General features: G+C 73.7%; 19 protein-coding genes and 2 tRNA genes. 7 read left to right on the top strand and 14 right to left on the bottom strand.

The window, feature by feature from the left end; translation table 11 throughout:
- Nucleotides 1-46: 46 nt before the first annotated feature.
- Complete coding sequence (locus DMB38_RS10725) at nt 47-391, bottom strand: DUF3618 domain-containing protein (RefSeq protein WP_125934975.1); 345 nt, start codon at nt 389-391, stop codon at nt 47-49.
- Nucleotides 392-493: 102 nt separating this feature from the next.
- Here DMB38_RS10725 and bcp point away from each other — a divergent pair, with 102 nt between their 5' ends.
- Complete coding sequence (bcp, locus tag DMB38_RS10720; RefSeq protein WP_125934974.1) at nt 494-973, top strand: thioredoxin-dependent thiol peroxidase; 480 nt, start codon at nt 494-496, stop codon at nt 971-973.
- On the opposite strand, the gene DMB38_RS10715 is transcribed toward bcp, so the two are convergent.
- From DMB38_RS10715 to DMB38_RS37460, 4 genes are all read right to left on the bottom strand, one after another.
- Nucleotides 957-1,601: a class F sortase gene (locus DMB38_RS10715; RefSeq protein ID WP_125934973.1), complete on the bottom strand. Its 645-nt coding sequence runs from the start codon at nt 1,599-1,601 to the stop codon at nt 957-959. The two genes, bcp and DMB38_RS10715, sit on opposite strands and share 17 nt — an antisense overlap.
- The gene (locus tag DMB38_RS10710) at nt 1,591-2,190 is read right to left on the bottom strand and encodes a hypothetical protein (protein ID WP_125934972.1); all 600 of its coding nucleotides are present in this window, start codon (nt 2,188-2,190) and stop codon (nt 1,591-1,593) included. The genes DMB38_RS10715 and DMB38_RS10710 overlap by 11 nt, the downstream gene beginning before the upstream one ends.
- Before the next feature lie 140 nt (nt 2,191-2,330).
- Nucleotides 2,331-3,110, bottom strand: coding sequence for an HAD-IIA family hydrolase (locus DMB38_RS10705; protein WP_125934971.1), 780 nt, complete (start codon nt 3,108-3,110; stop codon nt 2,331-2,333).
- A gap of 210 nt (nt 3,111-3,320) precedes the next feature.
- Entirely contained in the window at nt 3,321-4,556 is a 1,236-nt protein-coding gene (locus DMB38_RS37460; RefSeq protein WP_125934970.1) for a hypothetical protein, read from the bottom strand.
- 173 nt (nt 4,557-4,729) lie between these two features.
- Here DMB38_RS37460 and DMB38_RS10695 point away from each other — a divergent pair, with 173 nt between their 5' ends.
- Nucleotides 4,730-5,827 carry a Gfo/Idh/MocA family oxidoreductase gene (locus DMB38_RS10695; protein ID WP_164715959.1) on the top strand — a complete coding sequence of 366 codons (1,098 nt, stop codon included), beginning with the start codon at nt 4,730-4,732 and terminating at the stop codon, nt 5,825-5,827.
- 48 nt (nt 5,828-5,875) lie between these two features.
- A tRNA-Lys gene (locus DMB38_RS10690) sits at nt 5,876-5,949 on the top strand.
- A gap of 72 nt (nt 5,950-6,021) precedes the next feature.
- On the opposite strand, the gene DMB38_RS10685 is transcribed toward DMB38_RS10690, so the two are convergent.
- Nucleotides 6,022-7,233 (bottom strand): nucleoside/nucleotide kinase family protein, encoded by a 1,212-nt coding sequence (locus tag DMB38_RS10685; protein ID WP_125934968.1) that lies wholly within the window; start codon nt 7,231-7,233, stop codon nt 6,022-6,024.
- A 76-nt stretch (nt 7,234-7,309) separates the two neighbouring features.
- Between DMB38_RS10685 and DMB38_RS10680 the strand changes: the two genes are divergently transcribed.
- Nucleotides 7,310-7,394: transfer RNA gene (locus DMB38_RS10680), tRNA-Leu, on the top strand.
- A 531-nt stretch (nt 7,395-7,925) separates the two neighbouring features.
- On the opposite strand, the gene DMB38_RS10675 is transcribed toward DMB38_RS10680, so the two are convergent.
- The 5 genes from DMB38_RS10675 to ehuB all read right to left on the bottom strand — a co-directional run bounded on the left by DMB38_RS10675 (nt 7,926) and on the right by ehuB (nt 12,022).
- Nucleotides 7,926-8,735, bottom strand: a complete 810-nt coding sequence (locus DMB38_RS10675; RefSeq protein WP_125934967.1) for an IclR family transcriptional regulator C-terminal domain-containing protein — start codon at nt 8,733-8,735, stop codon at nt 7,926-7,928.
- Between the two features lie 180 nt (nt 8,736-8,915).
- Nucleotides 8,916-9,686, bottom strand: coding sequence for an ectoine/hydroxyectoine ABC transporter ATP-binding protein EhuA (ehuA, locus tag DMB38_RS10670; protein ID WP_125938946.1), 771 nt, complete (start codon nt 9,684-9,686; stop codon nt 8,916-8,918).
- 22 nt (nt 9,687-9,708) lie between these two features.
- Nucleotides 9,709-10,362 carry an ectoine/hydroxyectoine ABC transporter permease subunit EhuD gene (ehuD, locus tag DMB38_RS10665; RefSeq protein WP_125934966.1) on the bottom strand — a complete coding sequence of 218 codons (654 nt, stop codon included), beginning with the start codon at nt 10,360-10,362 and terminating at the stop codon, nt 9,709-9,711.
- On the bottom strand, nt 10,359-11,105 hold the full coding sequence (gene ehuC, locus DMB38_RS10660; RefSeq protein WP_125934965.1) for an ectoine/hydroxyectoine ABC transporter permease subunit EhuC: 747 nt from the start codon (nt 11,103-11,105) through the stop codon (nt 10,359-10,361). The genes ehuD and ehuC overlap by 4 nt, the downstream gene beginning before the upstream one ends.
- Complete coding sequence (ehuB, locus tag DMB38_RS10655; protein WP_125934964.1) at nt 11,102-12,022, bottom strand: ectoine/hydroxyectoine ABC transporter substrate-binding protein EhuB; 921 nt, start codon at nt 12,020-12,022, stop codon at nt 11,102-11,104. Before ehuB ends, ehuC begins: the two co-directional genes overlap by 4 nt.
- Before the next feature lie 97 nt (nt 12,023-12,119).
- Here ehuB and DMB38_RS10650 point away from each other — a divergent pair, with 97 nt between their 5' ends.
- Nucleotides 12,120-12,620, top strand: a complete 501-nt coding sequence (locus DMB38_RS10650) for a DUF3830 family protein (protein ID WP_125934963.1) — start codon at nt 12,120-12,122, stop codon at nt 12,618-12,620.
- 50 nt (nt 12,621-12,670) lie between these two features.
- On the opposite strand, the gene DMB38_RS10645 is transcribed toward DMB38_RS10650, so the two are convergent.
- Both DMB38_RS10645 and DMB38_RS10640 read right to left on the bottom strand, forming a co-directional pair.
- Entirely contained in the window at nt 12,671-14,116 is a 1,446-nt protein-coding gene (locus tag DMB38_RS10645; RefSeq protein ID WP_125934962.1) for an amidase, read from the bottom strand.
- Between the two features lie 44 nt (nt 14,117-14,160).
- Nucleotides 14,161-15,102: a D-2-hydroxyacid dehydrogenase gene (locus tag DMB38_RS10640; RefSeq protein ID WP_125934961.1), complete on the bottom strand. Its 942-nt coding sequence runs from the start codon at nt 15,100-15,102 to the stop codon at nt 14,161-14,163.
- 249 nt (nt 15,103-15,351) lie between these two features.
- On the opposite strand from DMB38_RS10640, the gene DMB38_RS10635 reads away from it, so the two are divergent.
- A complete protein-coding gene (locus tag DMB38_RS10635) occupies nt 15,352-16,326 on the top strand; it encodes an aspartate/glutamate racemase family protein (RefSeq protein ID WP_164715958.1) in 975 nt (324 codons plus the stop codon).
- 80 nt (nt 16,327-16,406) lie between these two features.
- Nucleotides 16,407-17,147 (top strand): aspartate/glutamate racemase family protein, encoded by a 741-nt coding sequence (locus DMB38_RS10630; RefSeq protein ID WP_125934959.1) that lies wholly within the window; start codon nt 16,407-16,409, stop codon nt 17,145-17,147.
- A 96-nt stretch (nt 17,148-17,243) separates the two neighbouring features.
- On the opposite strand, the gene DMB38_RS10625 is transcribed toward DMB38_RS10630, so the two are convergent.
- Nucleotides 17,244-19,013, bottom strand: a complete 1,770-nt coding sequence (locus tag DMB38_RS10625) for an EAL domain-containing protein (protein WP_125938945.1) — start codon at nt 19,011-19,013, stop codon at nt 17,244-17,246.
- Nucleotides 19,014-19,037: the final 24 nt, after the last annotated feature.

The following is a 19,037-nucleotide window of genomic DNA, read 5'->3' as shown; positions in this document are numbered from 1 at the left end:
CAGCTTGTCGTCGGGCGTATTCACGGACTCGACGGTACCCGCGCCGCTAGCGGCGCCGTCGCCTGCCCCGGTACTTCCCGGGCCGGCGCGAGCCCAGCACCAGCAGCCCGGCCACCGCCACCAGGGTCACCGCGACCGGCACGATGCGCTCCATCCGGGGGCCGCCGTCGGGCGAGACCAGCACGCCGCGGGCGCTGTCGACGGCGCGGTTCGCGACCACGAACGCCTGCCCCGCCGTACGGTCGACCGCGCCCTTCGTCCGGGCCTTGGCCTCGTCCACCAGGTTCTTGGGGCTCACCCGCAGCGAGATCTCGTCGAGCGTCGCGGCGAGATCCTGCCGCCGGCGGGCGATGTCCGCCTCGATCTGCGCGGGAGTCCTGCCGTCCGACACCGCGGTGCCTCCGTCCTCGCCGTCCGTCTGCTTTTCGACAGTCTGTCAGCCGTTACGCTCGGGTGCGACATCCGCCCCGCACCGAGGAGTAGGGAAAGCACCATGAGCGAGCGACTGCAGCCCGGCGACACCGCCCCCGACTTCACCCTGCCCGACGCGGATGGCAAGGATGTGTCCCTCGCCGACCGCCGGGGCCGCAAGGTCATCGTCTACTTCTACCCGGCCGCGCTCACCCCGGGCTGCACCAAGCAGGCGTGCGACTTCACCGACAACCTCGACGTGCTCGCCGCCGCCGGCTACGACGTCATCGGCATCTCGCCCGACAAGCCGGCCAAGCTGGCGAAGTTCCGGGAGAAGGAGTCGCTGAAGGTGACGCTCGTGGGCGACCCCGACAAGGCGGTGCTGGAGGCGTACGGCGCCTTCGGCGAGAAGAAGCTCTACGGCAAGACGGTGACCGGCGTCATCCGCTCCACCGTCGTCGTCGACGAGGACGGCAAGGTCGAGCGGGCGCTGTACAACGTCAAGGCCACCGGTCATGTCGCGAAGCTCCTCAAGGATCTCGACGTCACTGCGCCTGCGTGAGATAGCCGGAGACCACCAGGTTGCCCGTGTAGCTCCTGGCCGTCGACTCGTACGCGCCGCCGCAGGTGAGCAGGCGGATCTCGGCCCGGCCGCGCCGGTGCTGCCCGTAGACGCGCTGGGCGTCGAAGTCGTCCTTGGCGACGGTCTCCACCCGCTCCACCGTGAACACCGCGGTCCTGCCGTCCGCGCGCGTCACCGTGACCTCCTCGCCGGGGCGCACGTCGCCGAGGCGGTAGAACACCGCCGGCTTGGCGCGGGTGTCCATGTGCCCGACGAAGACCGCGACGCCGGCCGCGCCGGGCCGCGCGCCGCCGCGGTACCAGCCGATCTCGTTCGCGTTCCCGAACGGCGGTGCCGCCACCGCGCCGTCCCCGTCGAGCCCGCGGCTGATCACCGGGCCCTCGACCCCCACCGACGGCACCGCGACGGCCGCGGGCACCGAGCCGGGCAACGGGCGGGCCGCCGGGGGCCCGTCGCGGAGCACCTGCGCGGCGGCGGCGCCGTCGGAGACCGCGCCGCCGCCGTCCTCTTCGCTCAGGTCGCGGCCCCAGAGCGCCAGGCCGAGCAGGAGCACGGCCCAGGCGGCGGCGGTGACGAGACCCGGGCGGCGGGCGGGCTTATCGGCCATCGGGGGTGCCGCCGTCCGGGCCGCGGGACGCGGCGGCGCGCGTCCGGCGGCGTACGAAGGAGAGCGCCAGGACCGCCGCGCCGCCGCCGACGAGGGCGAGGGGCACGACGGGCACGGAGCCCTTCGTCTCCTGCTCCTGTGCCTGCGCCGGGTCCGTCTTCTTCGCCGTGCCGCCGCCGCCCGCGGTCACCGGCGACCAGGGCTCGTGGTGCCAGTTGTTCTTCCAGTGCTCCGGACGCTGGTGCCGCTCCTCCACCACCACTTGGCCGCGCGCCACCCGCTTGCCGCCGTCGCAGTCGACCCACACCGGGAACGTGCCGGCCCGCGCGCTCCACTTGATCTTCCCGCGGCCGGTGAGCCCGCCGAAGTTCTCCGGCCGCAGGTTCACCGGCGCCTCGAACGCCTCCGAGGTCGCCGAGGCGAAGTCGCCGCGGCAGGCGCCGGTGCTCACCTGGACCGGGTCGCCGCGCTGCACGCGGTACGGGGTCACCGTCACCTCGCCCTGCGCGAACGCGTCGGTGGCACAGGAGACGGCGCCGCCGCCCGTCAGCAGGAGCACGGCGGCGAGGCAGACACGGACCGGGCGCATGGGACCTCCGGGAGTTCTCACTCCCAGGGTCGCGACCCGCGCGCCGCGCGCATCCGCACGGCGGCGGCACTACGCCGATCCGGGCGGCGCCCACCCGAACGGCGGGTGCGGGCCCCGCCGCGGCGGCCGCGCGCGCCGGGTCAGATGAGCGCGACCAGGTCGGCGATCGAGTCGACGATGTGGGACGGCCGGTACGGGAAGCGCTCCACCTGGTCCGCCCGGGTGAGCCCGGTCAGCACCAGATACGTCTCCATGCCCGCCTCCAGACCGGCCAGCACGTCGGTGTCCATCCGGTCGCCGATCATCGCGGTCGACTCGGAGTGGGCGCCGATCTGGTTGAGCCCGGCGCGCATCATCAGCGGGTTCGGCTTGCCGACGAAGTACGGCTCCTTGCCGGTCGCCTTGGTGATGAGCGCGGCGACGGCGCCGGTCGCCGGCAGCGGGCCCTCGGTGGACGGGCCGGTCTGGTCCGGGTTGGTGGCGATGAAGCGGGCACCGTTCTCGATCAGCCGGATGGCCTTCGTCAGCGCCTCGAAGCTGTACGTGCGGGTCTCGCCGAGGACGACGTAGTCGGGGCGGTGGTCGCTGAGGACGTAGCCGTGGTCGTGCAGCGCGGTGGTGAGGCCGGCCTCGCCGATGACGTACGCGGTGCCGCCGGGGCGCTGGTCGTCGAGGAACTTGGCGGTGGCGAGGGCGGAGGTCCAGATGTTCTGCACGGGCACGTCGAGACCGATGCGGGAGAGTCGGGCGTGCAGGTCGCCGGGGGTGTAGATGGAGTTGTTGGTGAGCACGAGGAAGGGCTTGCCGGAGTCGCGCAGCCGCTTGATGAAGGCGTCGGCGCCGGGGATCGGGATGCCTTCGTGCATGAGCACCCCGTCCATGTCCGTCAGCCACGACTCGACCGGCATGCGCTCCGCCATCTGCTCTCTCCAACCGGTGCCTCGGGAACGGGGTCACCAGCCTAGACGCAGGAGCGGCGGGACCGAGGGGGGCGGAGGGAGAAGAGTGAGGGGAGGGGGTGGGTGGTTTGGGGGGGTGGGTTGGTGCGGTGCCTCGGGGACGGGGTCGCCGGGTGGGATGCAGGAGCGGCGGGAATGAGGGGGCGGAGGGAGGAGAGTGGGGGGAGGAGGTCAGGGGACTGTTGGGGTTCTTGGGGTGCGGCGTCGGCGGTGGGCGGTGAGGAGCAGGGCGGTGCCGAGGAGGAGCGAGCCGGTTGCCGCGGCGGCCGCGGCCCTTGCCCCACCGCCCGTGGCCGCGAGGCTCTCCGGCATGGGGGCGGCGCCGGGCAGCCGGGGCGGTGCCGGCGGTGCGTCGTTGGGCCACTGCGGTACGGGGGCGCCCTTCGGTGCCGGGGGCACGGTCGGCTTACCCGGTGGGCCGGGTGTCCGTGGTACGCCCGGCGCTCCCGCTCCCGGCGGTGTGCCCGGCGCTCCCGGAGTTGCCGGAACTCCCGGCGCCGCCGGGCTCCCAGGCACTCCCGAAGCTCTTGGAGACATCGGCGTCCCGGGCGCTCCCGACCTTCCCGGCGCTCCCGATCCTCCCCGTGCCCGAGGTGTCCCGGGCTCTCCCGTCCCCGGCGCGCCCCGCGCGCTCCGCGCGCCAGGCGCTTCCGGCGGGCCGGTCTCCGCCCGGGGCTCCCGTCTCTCCGGGCGCCCGCTCTCCCTCGCCCCCGGCGGACCGGCCCGGTGCCGTGGGCGTTCCGGCGTCGCGCCCTCCCGCGGCTCCGCGGGGCGCTTCGTCGCCTCCTCCTCCGGTTCCCCCGTCCCGCCGCAGCACCGCCGTCCCCGCTCGATGCCCGTCTCGTAGTCCTTCGACTGCCCCACCCACTCGCTGTCGTCCCCGCGCCGCTGCACCGTCGTCACGTTCACCGTCACCCGCCCCGGCGGTGCGCCCTTCGCGAAGCCGATCCGCAGCCGTACCTCCCGGCTCTCGCCCGCCCGCAGCGTGAAGCCGCGGGAGCCGCCCGCGAACACCCCCGCGCTCTCGTCCGCGCCCGTCCGCTCGAAGGCCACCGACCGCCAGCGCCGCGTCCGCTCGTCGTGGAACTCCAGCCGGATGTCCCCCGGCCGCAGCCGCCCGCCGGCCTCGTGGCCGACCACGGCCACGGGGTGCACGTCGCGGCAGGCCCCGGCCGAGGCGTTGTGCAGCCGCAGCGTCAGCCCACCCCGTGCGCCCCCCGCCCGGAGCGCGTCGCCGTCGCCGTGCAGTTCCGTCCGCACGGGGAAGCGCCCGGCCCCGGGGTCGCCGCAGCGCGGCGCGAACGCCCGTCCCGGCGGCGGCTCCTGCACCGCCGCGGCCGGGGACACGGGAGAGAGGAAGAGGGCTGCGGCGGCGGCCGTGACGGCGAAGGCGGAGCGCGGTCCCATGCTCGCGACCGTGCCACGGTCCCCGTACCGGCGAGCGGCGAGGCGGCTCCGAACGGCCCAACGCCCGGCCGCATGCCGCCCGTCCGGGGCAACCCCCGGGCCCGTACGGGCAGCGCACGCCAACCCCCCGCCCGCCCCCGGCGCGCCGCGGGCCGTGTGGTTGAGTGACGGCCATGGATGGCACCCCTGGCACCCCCCTGCGCGTCGGTCTCCTCGGTTACGGACTCGCCGGGTCCGTCTTCCACGCCCCGCTGGTCGCGGCCACGGACGGGCTGGTCCTGGACACCGTCGTCACCGGCGACCCCGAGCGGCAGAAGCAGGTGCGCGCCGCGTACCCGGACGCCACCACCGTCGCCACCGCCGACGACCTCCTCGCCCGCGCCGACCGCCTCGACCTCGCCGTCGTCGCCTCCCCCAACCGCACCCACGTGCCGCTGGCCACCGCCGCGCTGGAGGCCGGTCTGCCGGTCGTCGTGGACAAGCCGCTGGCCGCCACCGCCGCCGAGGCCGAGGAGCTGGCGACTCTCGCCGACGCCCGCGGGCTGCTCCTCTCCGCCTTCCACAACCGCCGCTGGGACAACGACTTCCGCACCCTCGCTGCGCTCCTCGCCGACGGCTCCCTCGGCGAAGTCCACCGCTTCGAGTCCCGCTTCGAGCGCTGGCGCCCCGCGCTGCGCGGCGGCTGGCGCGACTCCGCCGACCCGGCGGACGTCGGCGGGCTGCTCTACGACCTGGGCAGCCACCTCGTCGACCAGGCGCTGACCCTCTTCGGCCCGGTGACCTCCGTCTACGCCGAGTCCGACGCCCGCCGGGCGGGCTCGGTGGTGGACGACGACGACTTCGTCGCGCTGGTGCACGCCGGGGGCGTCCGTACGCACCTGTGGATGACCGCGATGGCCCCGCAGCTCGGGCCGCGCTTCCGGGTGCTGGGCAGCCGGGCGGGCTACGTGAAGTACGGGCTCGACCCGCAGGAGGCGGCGCTGCGCGACGGCCGCCGCCCGGGGGACGGGGACGGGACCTGGGGCGCGGAGCCGGAGTCCGCGTGGGGCCGCCTCGGCGCGGGGGAGTCCCCGCTCACCGGCGGCGGCGAACCGGTGCCCACCCTGCCCGGCGCCTACCCCGCGTACTACGCGGGCATCGTCGAGGCCCTGCGCACCGGCACGCCCCCGCCGGTCACCGCCGCGGAGGCCGCGGCGACGCTGCGGGTGCTGGAGGCGGCCCGCCGCTCGGCGGCGGAGGGCCGGGTCGTACGGCTCCCGGACGGTGCCTGAGCACCCCCGCGGAGCCGGTATGCTTGACGGCGTCGTCCAAGACGACCTGCGCCGCTAGCTCAGTTGGTTAGAGCAGCTGACTCTTAATCAGCGGGTCCGGGGTTCGAGTCCCTGGCGGCGTACGCACCCCGAAGAGCCCGGGCCGGAAGGCCCGGGCTCTTCGTGTGTCCGGGCGTCCGCGTGTCCGTGTGCCTTCAGCCGAGGCGGTACGTACCGGCCGCGACGGCGTCGCGCACGGCGGCGGCGGTCGCCTCGGGCGGCTGGCCGCCGGTGTCCAGCGCGTGGGTCTCGTACGGGCCGAGGTCGGCGAACTCCCGGTGCATCGCCCGTACCGGCCCGGGGTCGGTCAGCGCGTCGGGTCCCGTGCGGGCGGTGGCGCGGGCCAGGGTCGTTTGCTCGTCCGGGCGCAGGACGACGTAGTGCAGCGGGACGCCGGCGGCGCGGGCGGCGGCGCGGTAGGCGTCGACGAACCAGGGGCCGACGACGCCGTCGAGCACCACGCGGTAGCCGCCGGCGGCGTACCGGGCGGCGGCGCCCGCGGCGACGGCGACGACGGTCTCGTTCTGGCGCCGGGCGGCGGGGAGGTAGGGGGCGATGCCCCCGCGGGCGATGAAAGCCCAGAAATCGTCGGTGTGGAGGTGGACGCTGGGTTCTGCCTCCCGGGCGAGGAGCCGGGCGACGGTGGTCTTGCCCGCCCCGGGCGGCCCGCTGACGACGAGGACGTCGCCGAGCGGGTGGCCGGGTGCGTCCGCGGCTTCCGCGGGGCCCCCGGCCGGGTCGTCCGCCGCCACCACGCGGTCGCACCGCCCGCGGGACGCCTTCACCAGCTCCGCGTTGGGCGCGTCGTTGGCGTCGATCCAGGCGCGGGAGGCGGCGGCGGTACGGCCGAAGCCCACGTGCCGCGCCATCAGCCGCGCGTCGCGTACCGCGTCGGGGGCGTCGACGTACCAGACCTCGGCCATCAGCTCCCGCGCCGTGCGCCAGCCGGGGAGGTCGCAGGCGAGGTAGTTGCCCTCGGTGACGATCAGCCGGGTGCCGGGCGGGACGTGGTGCCGGGCGGCGACGGGCTCGTCCAGCGCGCGGTCGAAGTCCGGCACGTACACCTCGGCGCCGGGCTCCTCCGCGAGCCGGCGCAGAAGGGCGGCGTAGCCGGCGGCGTCGAAGCTCGGCTCGGAGCCCTTGCGGTCGCGCAGGCCGAGGCGGTCGAGCTGGGCGTTGGAGAGGTGGAAGCCGTCGAGCGGCACGTACGCGGCGGCGCCGGCCCCGTGCCGCGCGCGCAGCGCCGCGACGAGCGCGCGGGCCAGCGTCGACTTCCCGGCCCCGGGCGCCCCCGCCAGCCCCAGCACGGCCCTTCGCCCCCCGCGGAGGAGGGCCCACGCGTCGTCGGCCAGCAGTTCGCTACGCATTGCCGCACCCTACGACGCCGGGCCCAACCCGCCGTATCCGGGCCGCGATCGGGGGGCGGGTAACATTCCGGGCGGAGCGGCGGTGGCGCAATGGCTGACGCAGCAGACTTAGGATCTGTGGCCCCTGACAGGGCTTGAGGGTTCGAATCCCTCCCGCCGCACGCAACCCGCTGCGCGGGGCGCGGCGGGGTGGGCGGCGCCGCGACGCCGGGCCGGTGGCGAGGCTGCCGGGGCGGCGCCTGCGGCGCGGTGAGCGCACGGCCGAACGGGGGCCGACGCCGGTCGTGTCGGCGAAGCGGGGAGTCCGCGCGCGGTACGGGCCCCCGCTGCGCGGAGGCGAGGCGGATGCGAACCCGGCCGGCGAGCCGTCCGTGACGCCGCACCGCCCCCCGCCGCGGGCGGGCGGAATCGGCCACGGCCCGCGCCGCGTCTGCCCTCCGGGGGCTGTTCCGGGCCGCTGTACGGCGGACCGCCACCCGGCTGCCGGCCCGCGGCTCCCCTCCTTGCCCGGCGCCCCACGGCTCCGTTTCCGTGCCTCCGGCGCGGGGCCGGGCGCGTAGCCCGGGATCCGCGCAGTTCCGTGCCGCTGCACGAGGGCCACCGGTTCCGCCTGCCCGTGCGCCCGGCACCTGGGCGCCCGGTCCGCCCGCCGGGAGCCCTCTCCCCGGCCGCCCGCGGCTGCGTGGCCGCGGCTACAGCGACAGCGCCAGCAGCAGGTTCGCCGCCTCTCTGTTCAGTCTTTCCGCCGCCGCGCGCAGACGGTGGGTCTGGTTCACCGGGAGGGACAGGGCCACGCAGCCTATGTCCAGGCCCGCCGTGAGGGGGACCGCCGCGCAGACCGTGCCGACCGCGTACTCCTGGAGGTCCAGGGTCGGGACCGTGGCCACCTGGCGGTCCAGGGCGGCCAGGACCGCCGCCTCGCTCGTGATCGTGCGGGACGTCAGCCGCGCCGCCCGGTGGCGCGACAGGTGGTCGCGGCGCGCGTCGTGGTCCAGTTGGGTCAGCAGGCACTTGCCCAGCGCCGTCGCGTGCGCCGCCGAGCGGAAGTCCACCCACTCGTTCACCCGCGGCGTCCCCGGCGCGTCCGCGATCTGCGTGACGCGGACCTCCCCGTCCTCGTACCGGCCGAGGTATATCGCCGCCCGCGTCGCCTTCCGCAGCTCGTTCATCTCCCGCCGCAGCTTGTCGTGGACCGCCCGCGTCCTGCTCCCGCCCGCGCCGAGCAGCGCCACGGCCTCGCCGATGGCGTACGAGCCGTCCTCCAGCCGCTCCAGGTACCGCTGCCTGCGCAGCGTCAGCAGCAGGTGTGCCAGCCGTCCCGGCGGCAGGCCGGTCTCGCGGGCGAGGCGGGCGACGGGCACCCCCTCGCCGCCGTGCCGGGCCGCGGACTCCAGCACGCGGAGAGCGTGCCGTACGGAGGGGAAGGGTGCCGCGGGTTCGTCCCTCGGCTCGGGTCGCCGGCCCGGGGGCTGGTCCCCGGGCGGCGGGTGCAGGACCGGCACGTGGTCTCCCTGAAGTGTCTCCTCAGGTGTTCCCCGCTTTCCCGGCCGTCAGGCCCGGACGCCCCCTCCTCCCCATGGTTGTCCATATCTCACTGTTCTCTCCCGAAGCACGCCTAAGCACGCCGACGGGCGTCCTCGTGACCGGAGGGCGCCCGCCAAATGGCGTCCGTCCGCCGCGTCTCAGAGGATCGCGTTCAGGAACTGCTGCGTACGCTCGTTCTCCGGATCGCTGAAGATCTTCTCCGGCGACCCGGACTCGATGATCTTTCCCTCGTCGAACATGAGCACGTCGTCGGAGATGTCCCGGGCGAAGTTCATCTCGTGGGTGACGCACAGCATCGTGATGTCCGTCGTCCGCGCGATGTCCCGCAGCAGGTCGAGCACGCCCGCCACCAGCTCCGGGTCCAGCGCCGAGGTGACCTCGTCCAGCAGCAGCACCTGCGGCCGCATCGCCAGCGCGCGGGCGATCGCCACACGCTGCTGCTGGCCGCCGGAGAGCTGGGTCGGGTACTTGTCGATGTGCTCGGTGAGGCCCACCAGCTCGAGCAGCTCCCGCGCCCGCGTCTCCGCCTCGTCCTTCGCCATCCCCAGCACATGCACCGGGGCCTCGGTGATGTTCCGCATCACCTTCATGTTCGGGAAGAGGTTGAACTGCTGGAACACCATGCCGATGTGCTTGCGCACCTCGCGGACGTGGTTCTCGCCCGCCGGCTCCAGCTTGCCGTTGCGCTCCTCGTGGAAGAGGTAGTCGCCGTTGACCTTGATGGTGCCGCTGTCCGGCTTCACCAGGGTCATCAGCAGCCGCAGGATCGTCGTCTTGCCGGAGCCCGAGGGCCCGATGAGCGTCACGTGCTTGCCCGACGAGACGTCGAAGCACAGGTCGTCCAGGACGACGTTGTCGCCGAACCGCTTGGTCACGTTGTGGAAGCGGATCAGCTCGCTGCCGTCCACGGGCGGGTTCTCGGTGGTGGAGTCAGGTGTTGTTGACAAGGCGACGCTCCAGGACTCGGATCAAGAGGGAAGCGGGGTACGCGATCACGATGAACGCCACGCCCACGATGGTGATGGCCTCGGTGGTGAAGGTCTCGTTGCTGAACTGCCGGGCCTCGCCGAGCATGTCCAGCGCGCCGATGACGGCGATCATCGGCGAGTCCTTGAGCATCGCGACCACGTAGTTGCCCAGCGCGGGGACCACCCGGCGGATGGCCTGCGGCAGGATCACGGACGACCACGTCCGGCCGCGCGACAGGCTCAGCGCCTTCGCCGCCTCCCACTGCCCGACCGGCACGCCGTCGATGCCCGCGCGGTACACCTCGGCGGTGTACGTCGAGTAGTGCAGGCCCAGGCCGACGATGCCGGTGGTGAGCGGGGACATGGACGGGCCCCACTGGGGCACCACGTAGAAGAGGAAGAACAACTGCACCAGCAGCGGCGTGTTCCGGATGAACTCGGTGATCGCGGTCACCGGCCAGCGGACCCACCGCTGCGGCGCACGCTGCGCCATGGCCCAGACCAGGCCGAGCGCGAAGGCGATCAGCGTGCCGAGCGCCAGGGCCTGGAGCGTGACGAGCACGCCGTCCCAGAACCGTGGCATGAAGTCCTCGACGACCTTCCAGTCGAACGTCATCCCAGACCTCCAGCGCCTTGAGTGCTCGCCTGCATGGACTCACCGCTGGGGCTGAGCTTGCGGGAGAGCAAGCCGTTCCTCTTCTCCGGAGCCCGGCCCACCCCCGCTTTGGCCCGGCGCTCCAGCATCCGCATGAGACGGGTGAGGATGAACGCGAGAATGAAGTACAGAACCAGCAGCAGCGTGTAGATCGGCGCGCTCTCGTTCTTCGCCAGCCGCAGCAGGTTCCCGGCGAACGTCATGTCGGCGACGGCGATGACCGACACCAGCGACGTGCCCTTCAAGAGCTCGATCAGCAGGTTGTTGAAGGGCGGGACCATCTCGGGGAACGCCTGCGGCAGCTCTATGCGCCGCAGCCGCTGCCAGCGGGTGAAGCTGAGCGCGATGCCCGCCTCCCGCTGCGCCGCGGGCACCGCCGCCAGCGCGCCGCGCACGATCTCGGAGCCGTACGCGCCGTAGGTCAGGCCGAGCGCCAGGGTGCCGGACCAGAGCGGCACGAACTGCCAGCCGAGCATCAGCGGCACCGCGAAGGCCATCCAGAACATGAAGATCAGCGCGGACATGCCGCGGAAGATCTCGAAGTACGCGCCGGCCAGGAACCGCACGATCCAGAACCGCGAGGTCCTCAGCGTGCCGACGACGAACGCCACGACGGCGGAGAGCACTGCGCTGTAGACCAGCACCTGGATGGTGATCCAGATGCCCGGAAGGAACCACTCGGTGAAGAAATCCCAGCTCATCATGTAGGACAGAGCTCCTTCACCGTCTTGTCCGTCATCTCCCGCTCGGTGAAACCGAAGGGCTTGACGATGCGGAGCAGCTCGCCGCTCTCCTTGAGCTTGTGCAGCTCCTTGTTGAAGGCGTCGCGCAGGTTCTTCTCCGAGAGCCGGAAGGCGAAGCCGCCGGCGCCGTAGGCGGGCTCGCCGTCGACCATCGGCTGGAAGGGCTTCGTGCTCTCGGCCCGCCTGGAGCCCTTGACCGCGTTGAACACGGTGACATTGGTGCCGGCGAAGGCGTCCACGCGGCCCTGCTCGACGGCCTCCAGCCCGGCCACCTGGTCCGGCAGGACCAGGACCTGCTTGACGCCGTTGGCCTTCGCGTAGTCGATCTCCGCGTACGCGGTGCCGCTGGCCAGCTTCAGGCCCTTCTCGGCGATGTCCTTGTAATCCTGGATGCCGTGCGGATTGCCCTTCTTCACGATGAAGGCGTCCAGCATCAGATAATCGGGGTCCGCGAAGAGCACCTGCGCACACCTGTCCGGGTTGATGTACATTCCCGCGGACACGACGTCGAACAGCGCCACTTTCAGCCCCGGGATCAAGGCGCCGAACTCCACCGGCACCGGTTCGATCTTCGGAATCCCCAGTCGCTTGAAGACCACCTCGGCGATGGCCGGTGCCTCCCCGACGGCGTCGCCGTCCTCGTTGATGTAGCCGAAGGGCACCTCGCCGGCGATGCCGACCTTGACGACGCCGCGGTCCCGCAGCTGTTCGAGCAGGTCACCCCCTTCGACGGTGCCGTCCGCCTCGGCCGTCCGGCTGCAACCGGCGGCCCCGCCGATCGCGCCGGCCGCGCCGACGGCGGCGGCTGATGCGAGCAGGGAGCGGCGCCTCAGCCCGCCCGGCCCGCTTCTCGTCTCGTTCTCACCACGTAGAACCATGGGCGCGCGGCTACCCGTCCCCGCCGAAGTTATGCGGGTCGGTTCCGGCCGGTGATCCTCCCGTTATCGTGGGATACACCGAACGAGGGAGTGGTGCATGTCTGCACGATTTGTCGAAGTCTCTCTGGCCAAGCGGGGCGTCCGCTGCACGGCGAAACTGCTCGACGACAGAGCCCCCATGACCTGCGCCGCGGTCTGGAACGCGCTACCGCTCGGCGGCGACGTCTACCACGCGAAGTACGCCCGCAACGAGATCTACACCCTGCTGCCCGCGTTCGCGCCCGCCGAGCCGCCGCTGGAGAACCCCACGGTCACCCCCATTCCCGGGGACCTGTGCTACTTCAGCTTCACCGACACCGTGCTCGGCACCGCCAGCTACGGCTACGAGGCGGAGGCCAAGCACCAGGGCCGCGCCAGCGTCGTCGACCTCGCGCTCTTCTACGAGCGGAACAACCTGCTCATCAACGGCGACTCCGGCTGGGTCCCCGGCATCGTCTGGGGCTCGATCGTGGAGGGTCTGGACGAGATGACCGCCGCCTGCCAGGACCTCTGGCGTGCCGGCGCGCTCGGCGAGACCCTCAACTTCCGCCGGCTCTGACCGGGACGGCGGTACGGGCCGCGGGCCGCGGCCCGTACCGCCGTGGCGGCTCAGCCCAGGGCCGGCGGCCGGATGCCGTCCGCGATCCCCGACTCGTACAGCGCCTGCGCCGTGCGCAGCACCAGGGCGTCCCGGTGCCGCGCCGCGACGAGCTGGAGCCCCACCGGCAGCCCGGCCCCGTCCACCCCGCAGGGCAGGCTGACGGCCGGCTGCTGCGTGAGGTTGAAGGGGTACGTGAACGGGGTCCACCCCGTCCACCGGGTGAATCCCGAGTCCTTCGGCACCTCCGCCCCCGCCTCGAAGGCGGTGATCGGCACGGTCGGGGTGACCAGCACGTCGTACGTCTGGTGGAAGCGCCCCATCGACTGCCCGAGCGCCATCCGCACGTCCACCGCGGCCAGGTAGTCCAGCGCGCTGTAGCGCTCGCCCAGCTCCACGATCTCCCTCAGCCCCGGGTCCAGCAGCTCCCGCGCGCCGGGACCGTACGGCTGCACCACTCGCGCGGCACCGCTGAACCACAGCGTGTGGAACGCCTCCTGGCACGCCGCGAGCCCCTCGCACAGCCGCGGGTCGGCCTCCTCCACGTACGCGCCCAGGTCGGAGAGCCGCTCCACCGCGCCCCGCACCACCGCGGCCACCTGCCGGTCCACCGGCACCTGCCCGCCGAAGGTCGCGCTGTACGCCACCCGCAGCCCCCGCACGCCCTCGGCCGCCCCGTCCAGGGCGTCGACGAAGCCGCCCGCGGGCGGGCCGAGCTGCGACCAGTCGCGCGGGTCCGCGCCGCTGATCACGTCCATCATCAGCGCCGTGTCCCGGACGTCCCGGGTCATCGGCCCGACGTGCGCCAGCGTGCCGAACGGGCTCGCCGGATAGAGCGGCACCCGCCCGTACGTGGCCTTCAGCGCGACGATCCCGCAGAACGCCGCCGGGATCCGCACCGACCCGCCACCGTCCGTGCCCAGGCTCAGCGGCCCCGCGCCCAGCGCCACCGCCGCCGCGCTGCCGCCGCTGGAGCCGCCGGTGGTGCGGCCCGCGTCGTACGGGTTGACGGTGACCCCGCTCAGCGGGCTGTCCGTGGTGCCCTTCCAGCCGAACTCCGGCGTCGTGGTCTTGCCCAGGAACACCGCCCCGTGCTCCCGCAGCCGCGCCACCGAGGGGCCGTCCTCGTTCCACTCCCGGTCAGGGTCGACCAGCCTGGAGCCGCGCAGCGTGGGCGTGCCGCGCTCCAGGATCATGTCCTTGACGGTCACCGGCACGCCGTCGAGCAGCCCGGCCGGCTCGCCGCGCTGCCAGCGGCGCGCGGACGCCTCGGCGCGGGCGAGCGCCGCGTCCCGTACCGCGTCGTCGAGGGTGACGAAGGCGTTGGTCAGCTTCTGTGCCCGGGCCGCGCGCGCGAGGGCCGCACGGGTGGCCTCGACGGGCGACAGCTCGCCCGAACGGTAGCGGCGCAGCAGCTCCACCGCCGTGAGATCCGCCGGATCCGTACTCCCCGTCATCCCGCCGCCTCCTGAGGTCTCCGTCACCTTCTCCGCATTCTGCGTCACCGTACGTACCCGAGCTGCTTGTCCACGACGTTGAAGAGCGGCCGGCCCGCCTCCCACAGGTCGAACAGCTCCAGGAACTGCTCGGAGAGCGCCTCGCGCCACCCCACGATGTCGCCGCTCATGTGGGGCGAGACGAACAGCCCCGGGACCTCCCACAGCGGGTCCTCGGGCGTCAGCGGCTCGTTCTCGAAGACGTCCAGGGCGGCCGCCGCGATCTCCTGCTGCTCCAGCGCCGCGACCAGCGCCGTGGTGTCGACCAGCGGGCCGCGGCCGACGTTGATGAACCGGGCCCGGTCCGGCATCGCCGCGAAGGCGTCGCTGCCGAACATCCCGCGGGTCTCCTCCGTCAGCGGCGCCGCGCAGACCACCCAGTCGGCCTCCACCAGCAGCGCCGGCAGCTCCGCCTGGCCGCGTACGCCCTCGCGCGCGGTCCTGCCCACCAGCTCCGTACGCACGTCCAGGCAACCCAGCGTCTCCGCGATGGCCCGCCCGATCGGCCCGGCGCCCACCACCACCGCCCGGGTCCCCGCGAGCCGCAGCGTCTCGCGGTGCTGCCAGCGGCGCTGCCGCTGCCGCTCCCAGGTGCCCGGCAGGTCCTTGGCCATCGCCAGCACCAGCCCGGCCACGTACTCCGCGATGGGACGGTCGAAGACGCCGCGGGCGTTGGTCAGTACCGTGTCCGAGGCGGCGAACTCGGCGGAGAGCACATGGTCGACCCCGGCGCTCGGGGTGTGCACCCATCCGGGCCGCGGGCCCGGTCCCGGCCAGGCCCTGCGCACCGCGGGCGAGGTGAAGTTCCACACCAGCACCACGTCGGCGGAGGGCAGCAGCTCGGCGAGGCCGTCCTCGTCCGTGCTGATCACGTGGGCCCGGCCGCGGAGCCGGTCCAGGTCGGGCGGCGGGTCGTCGTCGAGGACGAGCACGCGGATTTCGGACATAGGAAGGAAACCGTCCCGCAATGTGGCACTGCTGAAATGGGGCCCGGTGGCGGGGGCAGTACTCATTCCGTCACCGGATGTAGCCTGAAGAGAGAAGGCGCAAAAACGTCGGAGATGCGAGGATTGACCACGCTAGGGGTGTGCCTCTACCTTCGTCAATAACCGCATCTGTCACTGCGTCCCGGTCGCTCACCGGCTGCTCCAGATGTTTTACCTTCCCCCAGCCCTCCGTACGAACGGGGCATCCTCATGGACGTCTCTTTTCTGGGCGGACCACAGCCACAGCGTGGTGTGGGTGTCGTAGCCCCTTTTGACTTCGCGCTCGACCGTGAGCTCTGGCGATGGGTACCGGACGATGTGTCCCTGCATCTGACGCGCACCCCCTACGTCCCCGTCGAGGTCAGCCTCGACCTGGCCAGACTCGTGAGTGAGCACCAGACCCTGCGCGAGGCGGTCAGGGCCCTGACCGCCGTCTCCCCCGAGGTCATCGCCTACGCGTGTGCGTCCGGCAGCTTCGCCGACGGCCGCATGGGCGAGCGTGCCATGACGGCCGCCATGTCGTCCGCCGCCGCGGTGCCGGCGCTGACGACATCCGGGGCCATGCTCGCGGCGCTGAACGAGATCGGTGCCCGTCGCACCGCCATCGTCACGCCGTATACACCGTCCGTCACCGGAGCTCTGGAGGACTTCCTCGAAGAAGGCGGCGTCGAGGTCACGGGGCGCGCCAGCCTCGGCCTGACCCGGCACATCTGGCGGGTGCCGTACCGGCAGGTCGTCGAGATGGCGCGGATCGCGGTCGCGCAGGGCTCGCCGGACGCGCTGTTCATCAGTTGCACCAACCTGCCGACGTACGACGTCATCCCCCAGCTCGAAGCGGAGCTGCGGATGCCGGTGCTCTCCGCGAACCAGGTCACCGTCTGGGAAGCCCTCCAGCGCATCGGCAAGGACGCCGTGGGTCCCTACCAGGCGCTGCTGGACCCGGCGGCACGGCTCGGCTGGGCGTCCATGCCGCCGCCGGACGCCACCGTGCTCCCGGACGTCACGGTGCTGTCGGCGGAGCCGGCGGGAGGGCCGCCCGAGGTCCCCGCGCCGCCCGCGGAGATCGCCGCCCCGCCGCCCCCGCCGGAGGCGGCGCTGGCGGGCTCCGCGCAGGCACAGGACGCCGACGCGGTGGACGCGGCGGAGCCGATCTGGCCGGACGATCCCGGGCAGTGGCCGGCGTAGGCCGGCGCGGGAAACACACCGAGACCCGGCGTGGGGGAGCCGCCCACGCCGGCATACGCACGTTCACGTAGGGAGGCAGTGTGCAGCAGAACGCCAGGGCGACCGCGACCGTCGGTTTCCTCTACCCCGGGTACTCGGCCGAGGACGATTACCCCCGCATCCAGGACATGCTCGGCGGCGAGACCGCGCTGCCGCTCGTCCACACCGACATCGGCGAGGACGCCCACCGCGTCGACGCCCTGCTGGAGATGGGCTCCGCCGCCCGGCTGGCCGCGGGCGTGGACCAGCTCAAGGCCCAGGGCGCGCAGGCGGTGGTCTGGGCGTGCACCAGCGCCAGCTTCGTCTACGGTCCCGAGGGCGCGGCGCGGCAGGTGGCCGAGCTGTCCGAGACCGCGGGGCTGCCGGCCTCCAGCACGTCCTTCGCCTTCGCGCGCGCGGTGGCGGAGCTGGGGGTGCGCCGGGTGGCGGTGGCGGCGACGTACCCGGAGGACGTGGCGGAGCTCTTCGCCGTGTTCCTGAAGGCGGGCGGCGCCGAGGTCACGTCGACGCGGGGCAGCGGGATCATCACCGCCGCCGAGGTGGGCACCTGGGCCAGGGACGAGGTGCTGGAGCTGGCCCGCGCGGGCGACCACCCGGACGCGCAGGCGGTGCTGCTGCCGGACACGGCGCTGCACACGGCGGCGTACGTCGCCGAGGTGGAGGCGGCGCTCGGCAAGCCGGTGCTCACGGCGAACCAGGTCACGGTCTGGGAGGGCCTGCGCCTCCTGGGCCGCCGGGCGACGGAGCCGGCGCTGGGGCGGCTCTTCGGCGCCCGGGGCTGACGGCGCGCGCCCGGGGGCGTACGCGCCGGGACGACGGGCGTACGAGCCGGGCGCGGGACGTACGCGACGGCCGGAAGGCGACGCCCTCCGGCCGTCCTACAGCAGCCGCTCCACCCGCTCGGCCGGCACGGCCCGGGAGTAGAACCAGCCCTGCGCCGTGTCGCACCCGATCCGGCGCAGCCGCTCGGCCTGCTCGCCGCTCTCCACGCACTCCGCGGTGACGCTGATCCCCAGCCGGTGCGCGAGGTCGACCAGGGCCTCGACGATCGTCTCGTCCGCCGGGCTCGGGTGCTCCGCGGAGCTGAAGCCGCGGACGAACGATCCGTCGAGCTTCAGCGCGGAGACCGGCAGCCTGCTGAGGTACGCGAGGTTGGAGTAGCCCGTACCGAAGTCGTCGATGGCGATGCCGACGCCCATCTCGCTCAGCTCCTGGAGCGCCTGGAGCGGCCGGCCTGCCGAGCCCATGACCGCCGACTCGGTCAGCTCCAGTTGCAGCAGCCGCGGCGGCAGGCCCGTCTCCTCCAGGATCTGCGCCACGTCGGCGACCAGGTCGGAGTCCCACACCTGCCGCACGGCGACGTTGACGCTGACGAACACCGGGTCGGCGGGGCGCAGCCGGCGCCAGCCGGCCGCACGGCGGCACGCGGTGGCCAGCACCCAGCGGCCCAGCGGCACGATCGCGCCGTTCTCCTCGGCCAGTCCGATGAACCGATTCGGCGTCAGGGTGCCGAGCTTCGGGTGCTGCCAGCGCACCAGCGCCTCCACGCCGCGCACGCTGCCGTCGCCGAGGTCGATGAGCGGCTGGTAGTCCAGCGTGAACTCGTCGCGCTCGATGGCGGGGCGCAGCGTGGAGGAGAGCGCCTGCCGGGTCATCCGGTGGGCGTTGCGCTCGGGGTCGAAGAGGGTCCAGCGGGCCTTGCCGTCGGCCTTCGCCCAGTACAGCGTGGTGTCGGCGGCCTGCATCAGCGCCGTGGCCGTCTGCCCGCTGGCCGCGCGCTCGACGACGCCGATGCTCGCCGAGACCGCGAGCCGCTGCCCGGCGAGGTCGAACGGCTCCTGGAGTGCGTCGAGCAGCCGCTGCGCCAGCTCGCCGAGCTGTTCCGTACCGGCGGAGCGGGCCACCAGCACCGCGAACTCGTCGCCGCCGAGCCGGGCGACCGTGATGCCGTGCTTCTCGGCCTTGCCCGCCTCCGCGGTGCAGGCCACCAGCCGGCGCGCGACGGCGGCGAGCAGCCGGTCGCCCACGCGGTGGCCGAGGGTGTCGTTGACGGCCTTGAAGCCGTCGAGGTCGAGGTAGGCGAGACCGACGCGCCCCGCCGCCCCCGGCGCGGGTGCCGCCGCCCTCGTGCGCGTACGGGATCCGCCCTGTCCGCGGCCCCGGCCGGCGCCGCCGTGCTCGGCCGCGGGCTCCTCCTCCTGCCTGGCCTCCTGGAGCGCGCCGGTGAGCCGCTCGAAGAACAGCTCCCGGTTCGGCAGCCGGGTCACCGGGTCGTGCATCTTCAGATGGCGCAGCTTCGCGCGCAGCTCGCGCTGCTCGGTGACGTCCGAGAGCGACAGCAGCGCCCGCCCGCCGGAGAGCGGGGTGAGGGTCATCTCGACCGAGAGCGACCGGCCGCCCGCATCCTTCATCCGCCGCGTACAGCGCAGGGAGGCGCGCCTGCCCTGGAGGACGTCCACGAAGCCGGCCCAGCTCCACGGCTCGTCGCGCAGCCCGGTCAGCTCCGCCGCCGAGGCGCCGGTGAGACCGCTCTCGCCGGCGCCGACCAGCTCCTGCATCCGGCTGTTCGCGGCCCGTACGAGGCCGTCGCCGCCCACGACGGCCATCGCGAGCTGTGCCCCGTCGAAGGCGGCGCGGAAGTCGTCCACGGACGCGCCCGCGGGAAGGTGACG

Origin of the sequence: Streptomyces sp. WAC 06738 (genome assembly GCF_003945505.1) — a bacterium.
Taxonomy (GTDB): domain Bacteria; phylum Actinomycetota; class Actinomycetes; order Streptomycetales; family Streptomycetaceae; genus Streptomyces.
This window is presented reverse-complemented; position numbering and strand designations above follow the sequence as displayed.

Excerpts from the sequence above, each read along its gene's own strand:
- bcp (WP_125934974.1), top strand. The coding sequence starts at position 494 with ATGAGCGAGCGACTGCAGCCCGGCGACACCGCCCCCGACTTCACCCTG.
- DMB38_RS10715 (WP_125934973.1), bottom strand. The coding sequence starts at position 1,601 with ATGGCCGATAAGCCCGCCCGCCGCCCGGGTCTCGTCACCGCCGCCGCC.
- DMB38_RS10710 (WP_125934972.1), bottom strand. The coding sequence starts at position 2,190 with ATGCGCCCGGTCCGTGTCTGCCTCGCCGCCGTGCTCCTGCTGACGGGC.
- DMB38_RS10705 (WP_125934971.1), bottom strand. The coding sequence starts at position 3,110 with ATGGCGGAGCGCATGCCGGTCGAGTCGTGGCTGACGGACATGGACGGG.
- DMB38_RS37460 (WP_125934970.1), bottom strand. The coding sequence starts at position 4,556 with ATGGGACCGCGCTCCGCCTTCGCCGTCACGGCCGCCGCCGCAGCCCTC.
- DMB38_RS10695 (WP_164715959.1), top strand. The coding sequence starts at position 4,730 with ATGGATGGCACCCCTGGCACCCCCCTGCGCGTCGGTCTCCTCGGTTAC.
- DMB38_RS10685 (WP_125934968.1), bottom strand. The coding sequence starts at position 7,233 with ATGCGTAGCGAACTGCTGGCCGACGACGCGTGGGCCCTCCTCCGCGGG.
- ehuD (WP_125934966.1), bottom strand. The coding sequence starts at position 10,362 with ATGACGTTCGACTGGAAGGTCGTCGAGGACTTCATGCCACGGTTCTGG.
- ehuC (WP_125934965.1), bottom strand. The coding sequence starts at position 11,105 with ATGATGAGCTGGGATTTCTTCACCGAGTGGTTCCTTCCGGGCATCTGG.
- ehuB (WP_125934964.1), bottom strand. The coding sequence starts at position 12,022 with ATGGTTCTACGTGGTGAGAACGAGACGAGAAGCGGGCCGGGCGGGCTG.
- DMB38_RS10650 (WP_125934963.1), top strand. The coding sequence starts at position 12,120 with ATGTCTGCACGATTTGTCGAAGTCTCTCTGGCCAAGCGGGGCGTCCGC.
- DMB38_RS10645 (WP_125934962.1), bottom strand. The coding sequence starts at position 14,116 with ATGACGGGGAGTACGGATCCGGCGGATCTCACGGCGGTGGAGCTGCTG.
- DMB38_RS10640 (WP_125934961.1), bottom strand. The coding sequence starts at position 15,102 with ATGTCCGAAATCCGCGTGCTCGTCCTCGACGACGACCCGCCGCCCGAC.
- DMB38_RS10635 (WP_164715958.1), top strand. The coding sequence starts at position 15,352 with ATGGACGTCTCTTTTCTGGGCGGACCACAGCCACAGCGTGGTGTGGGT.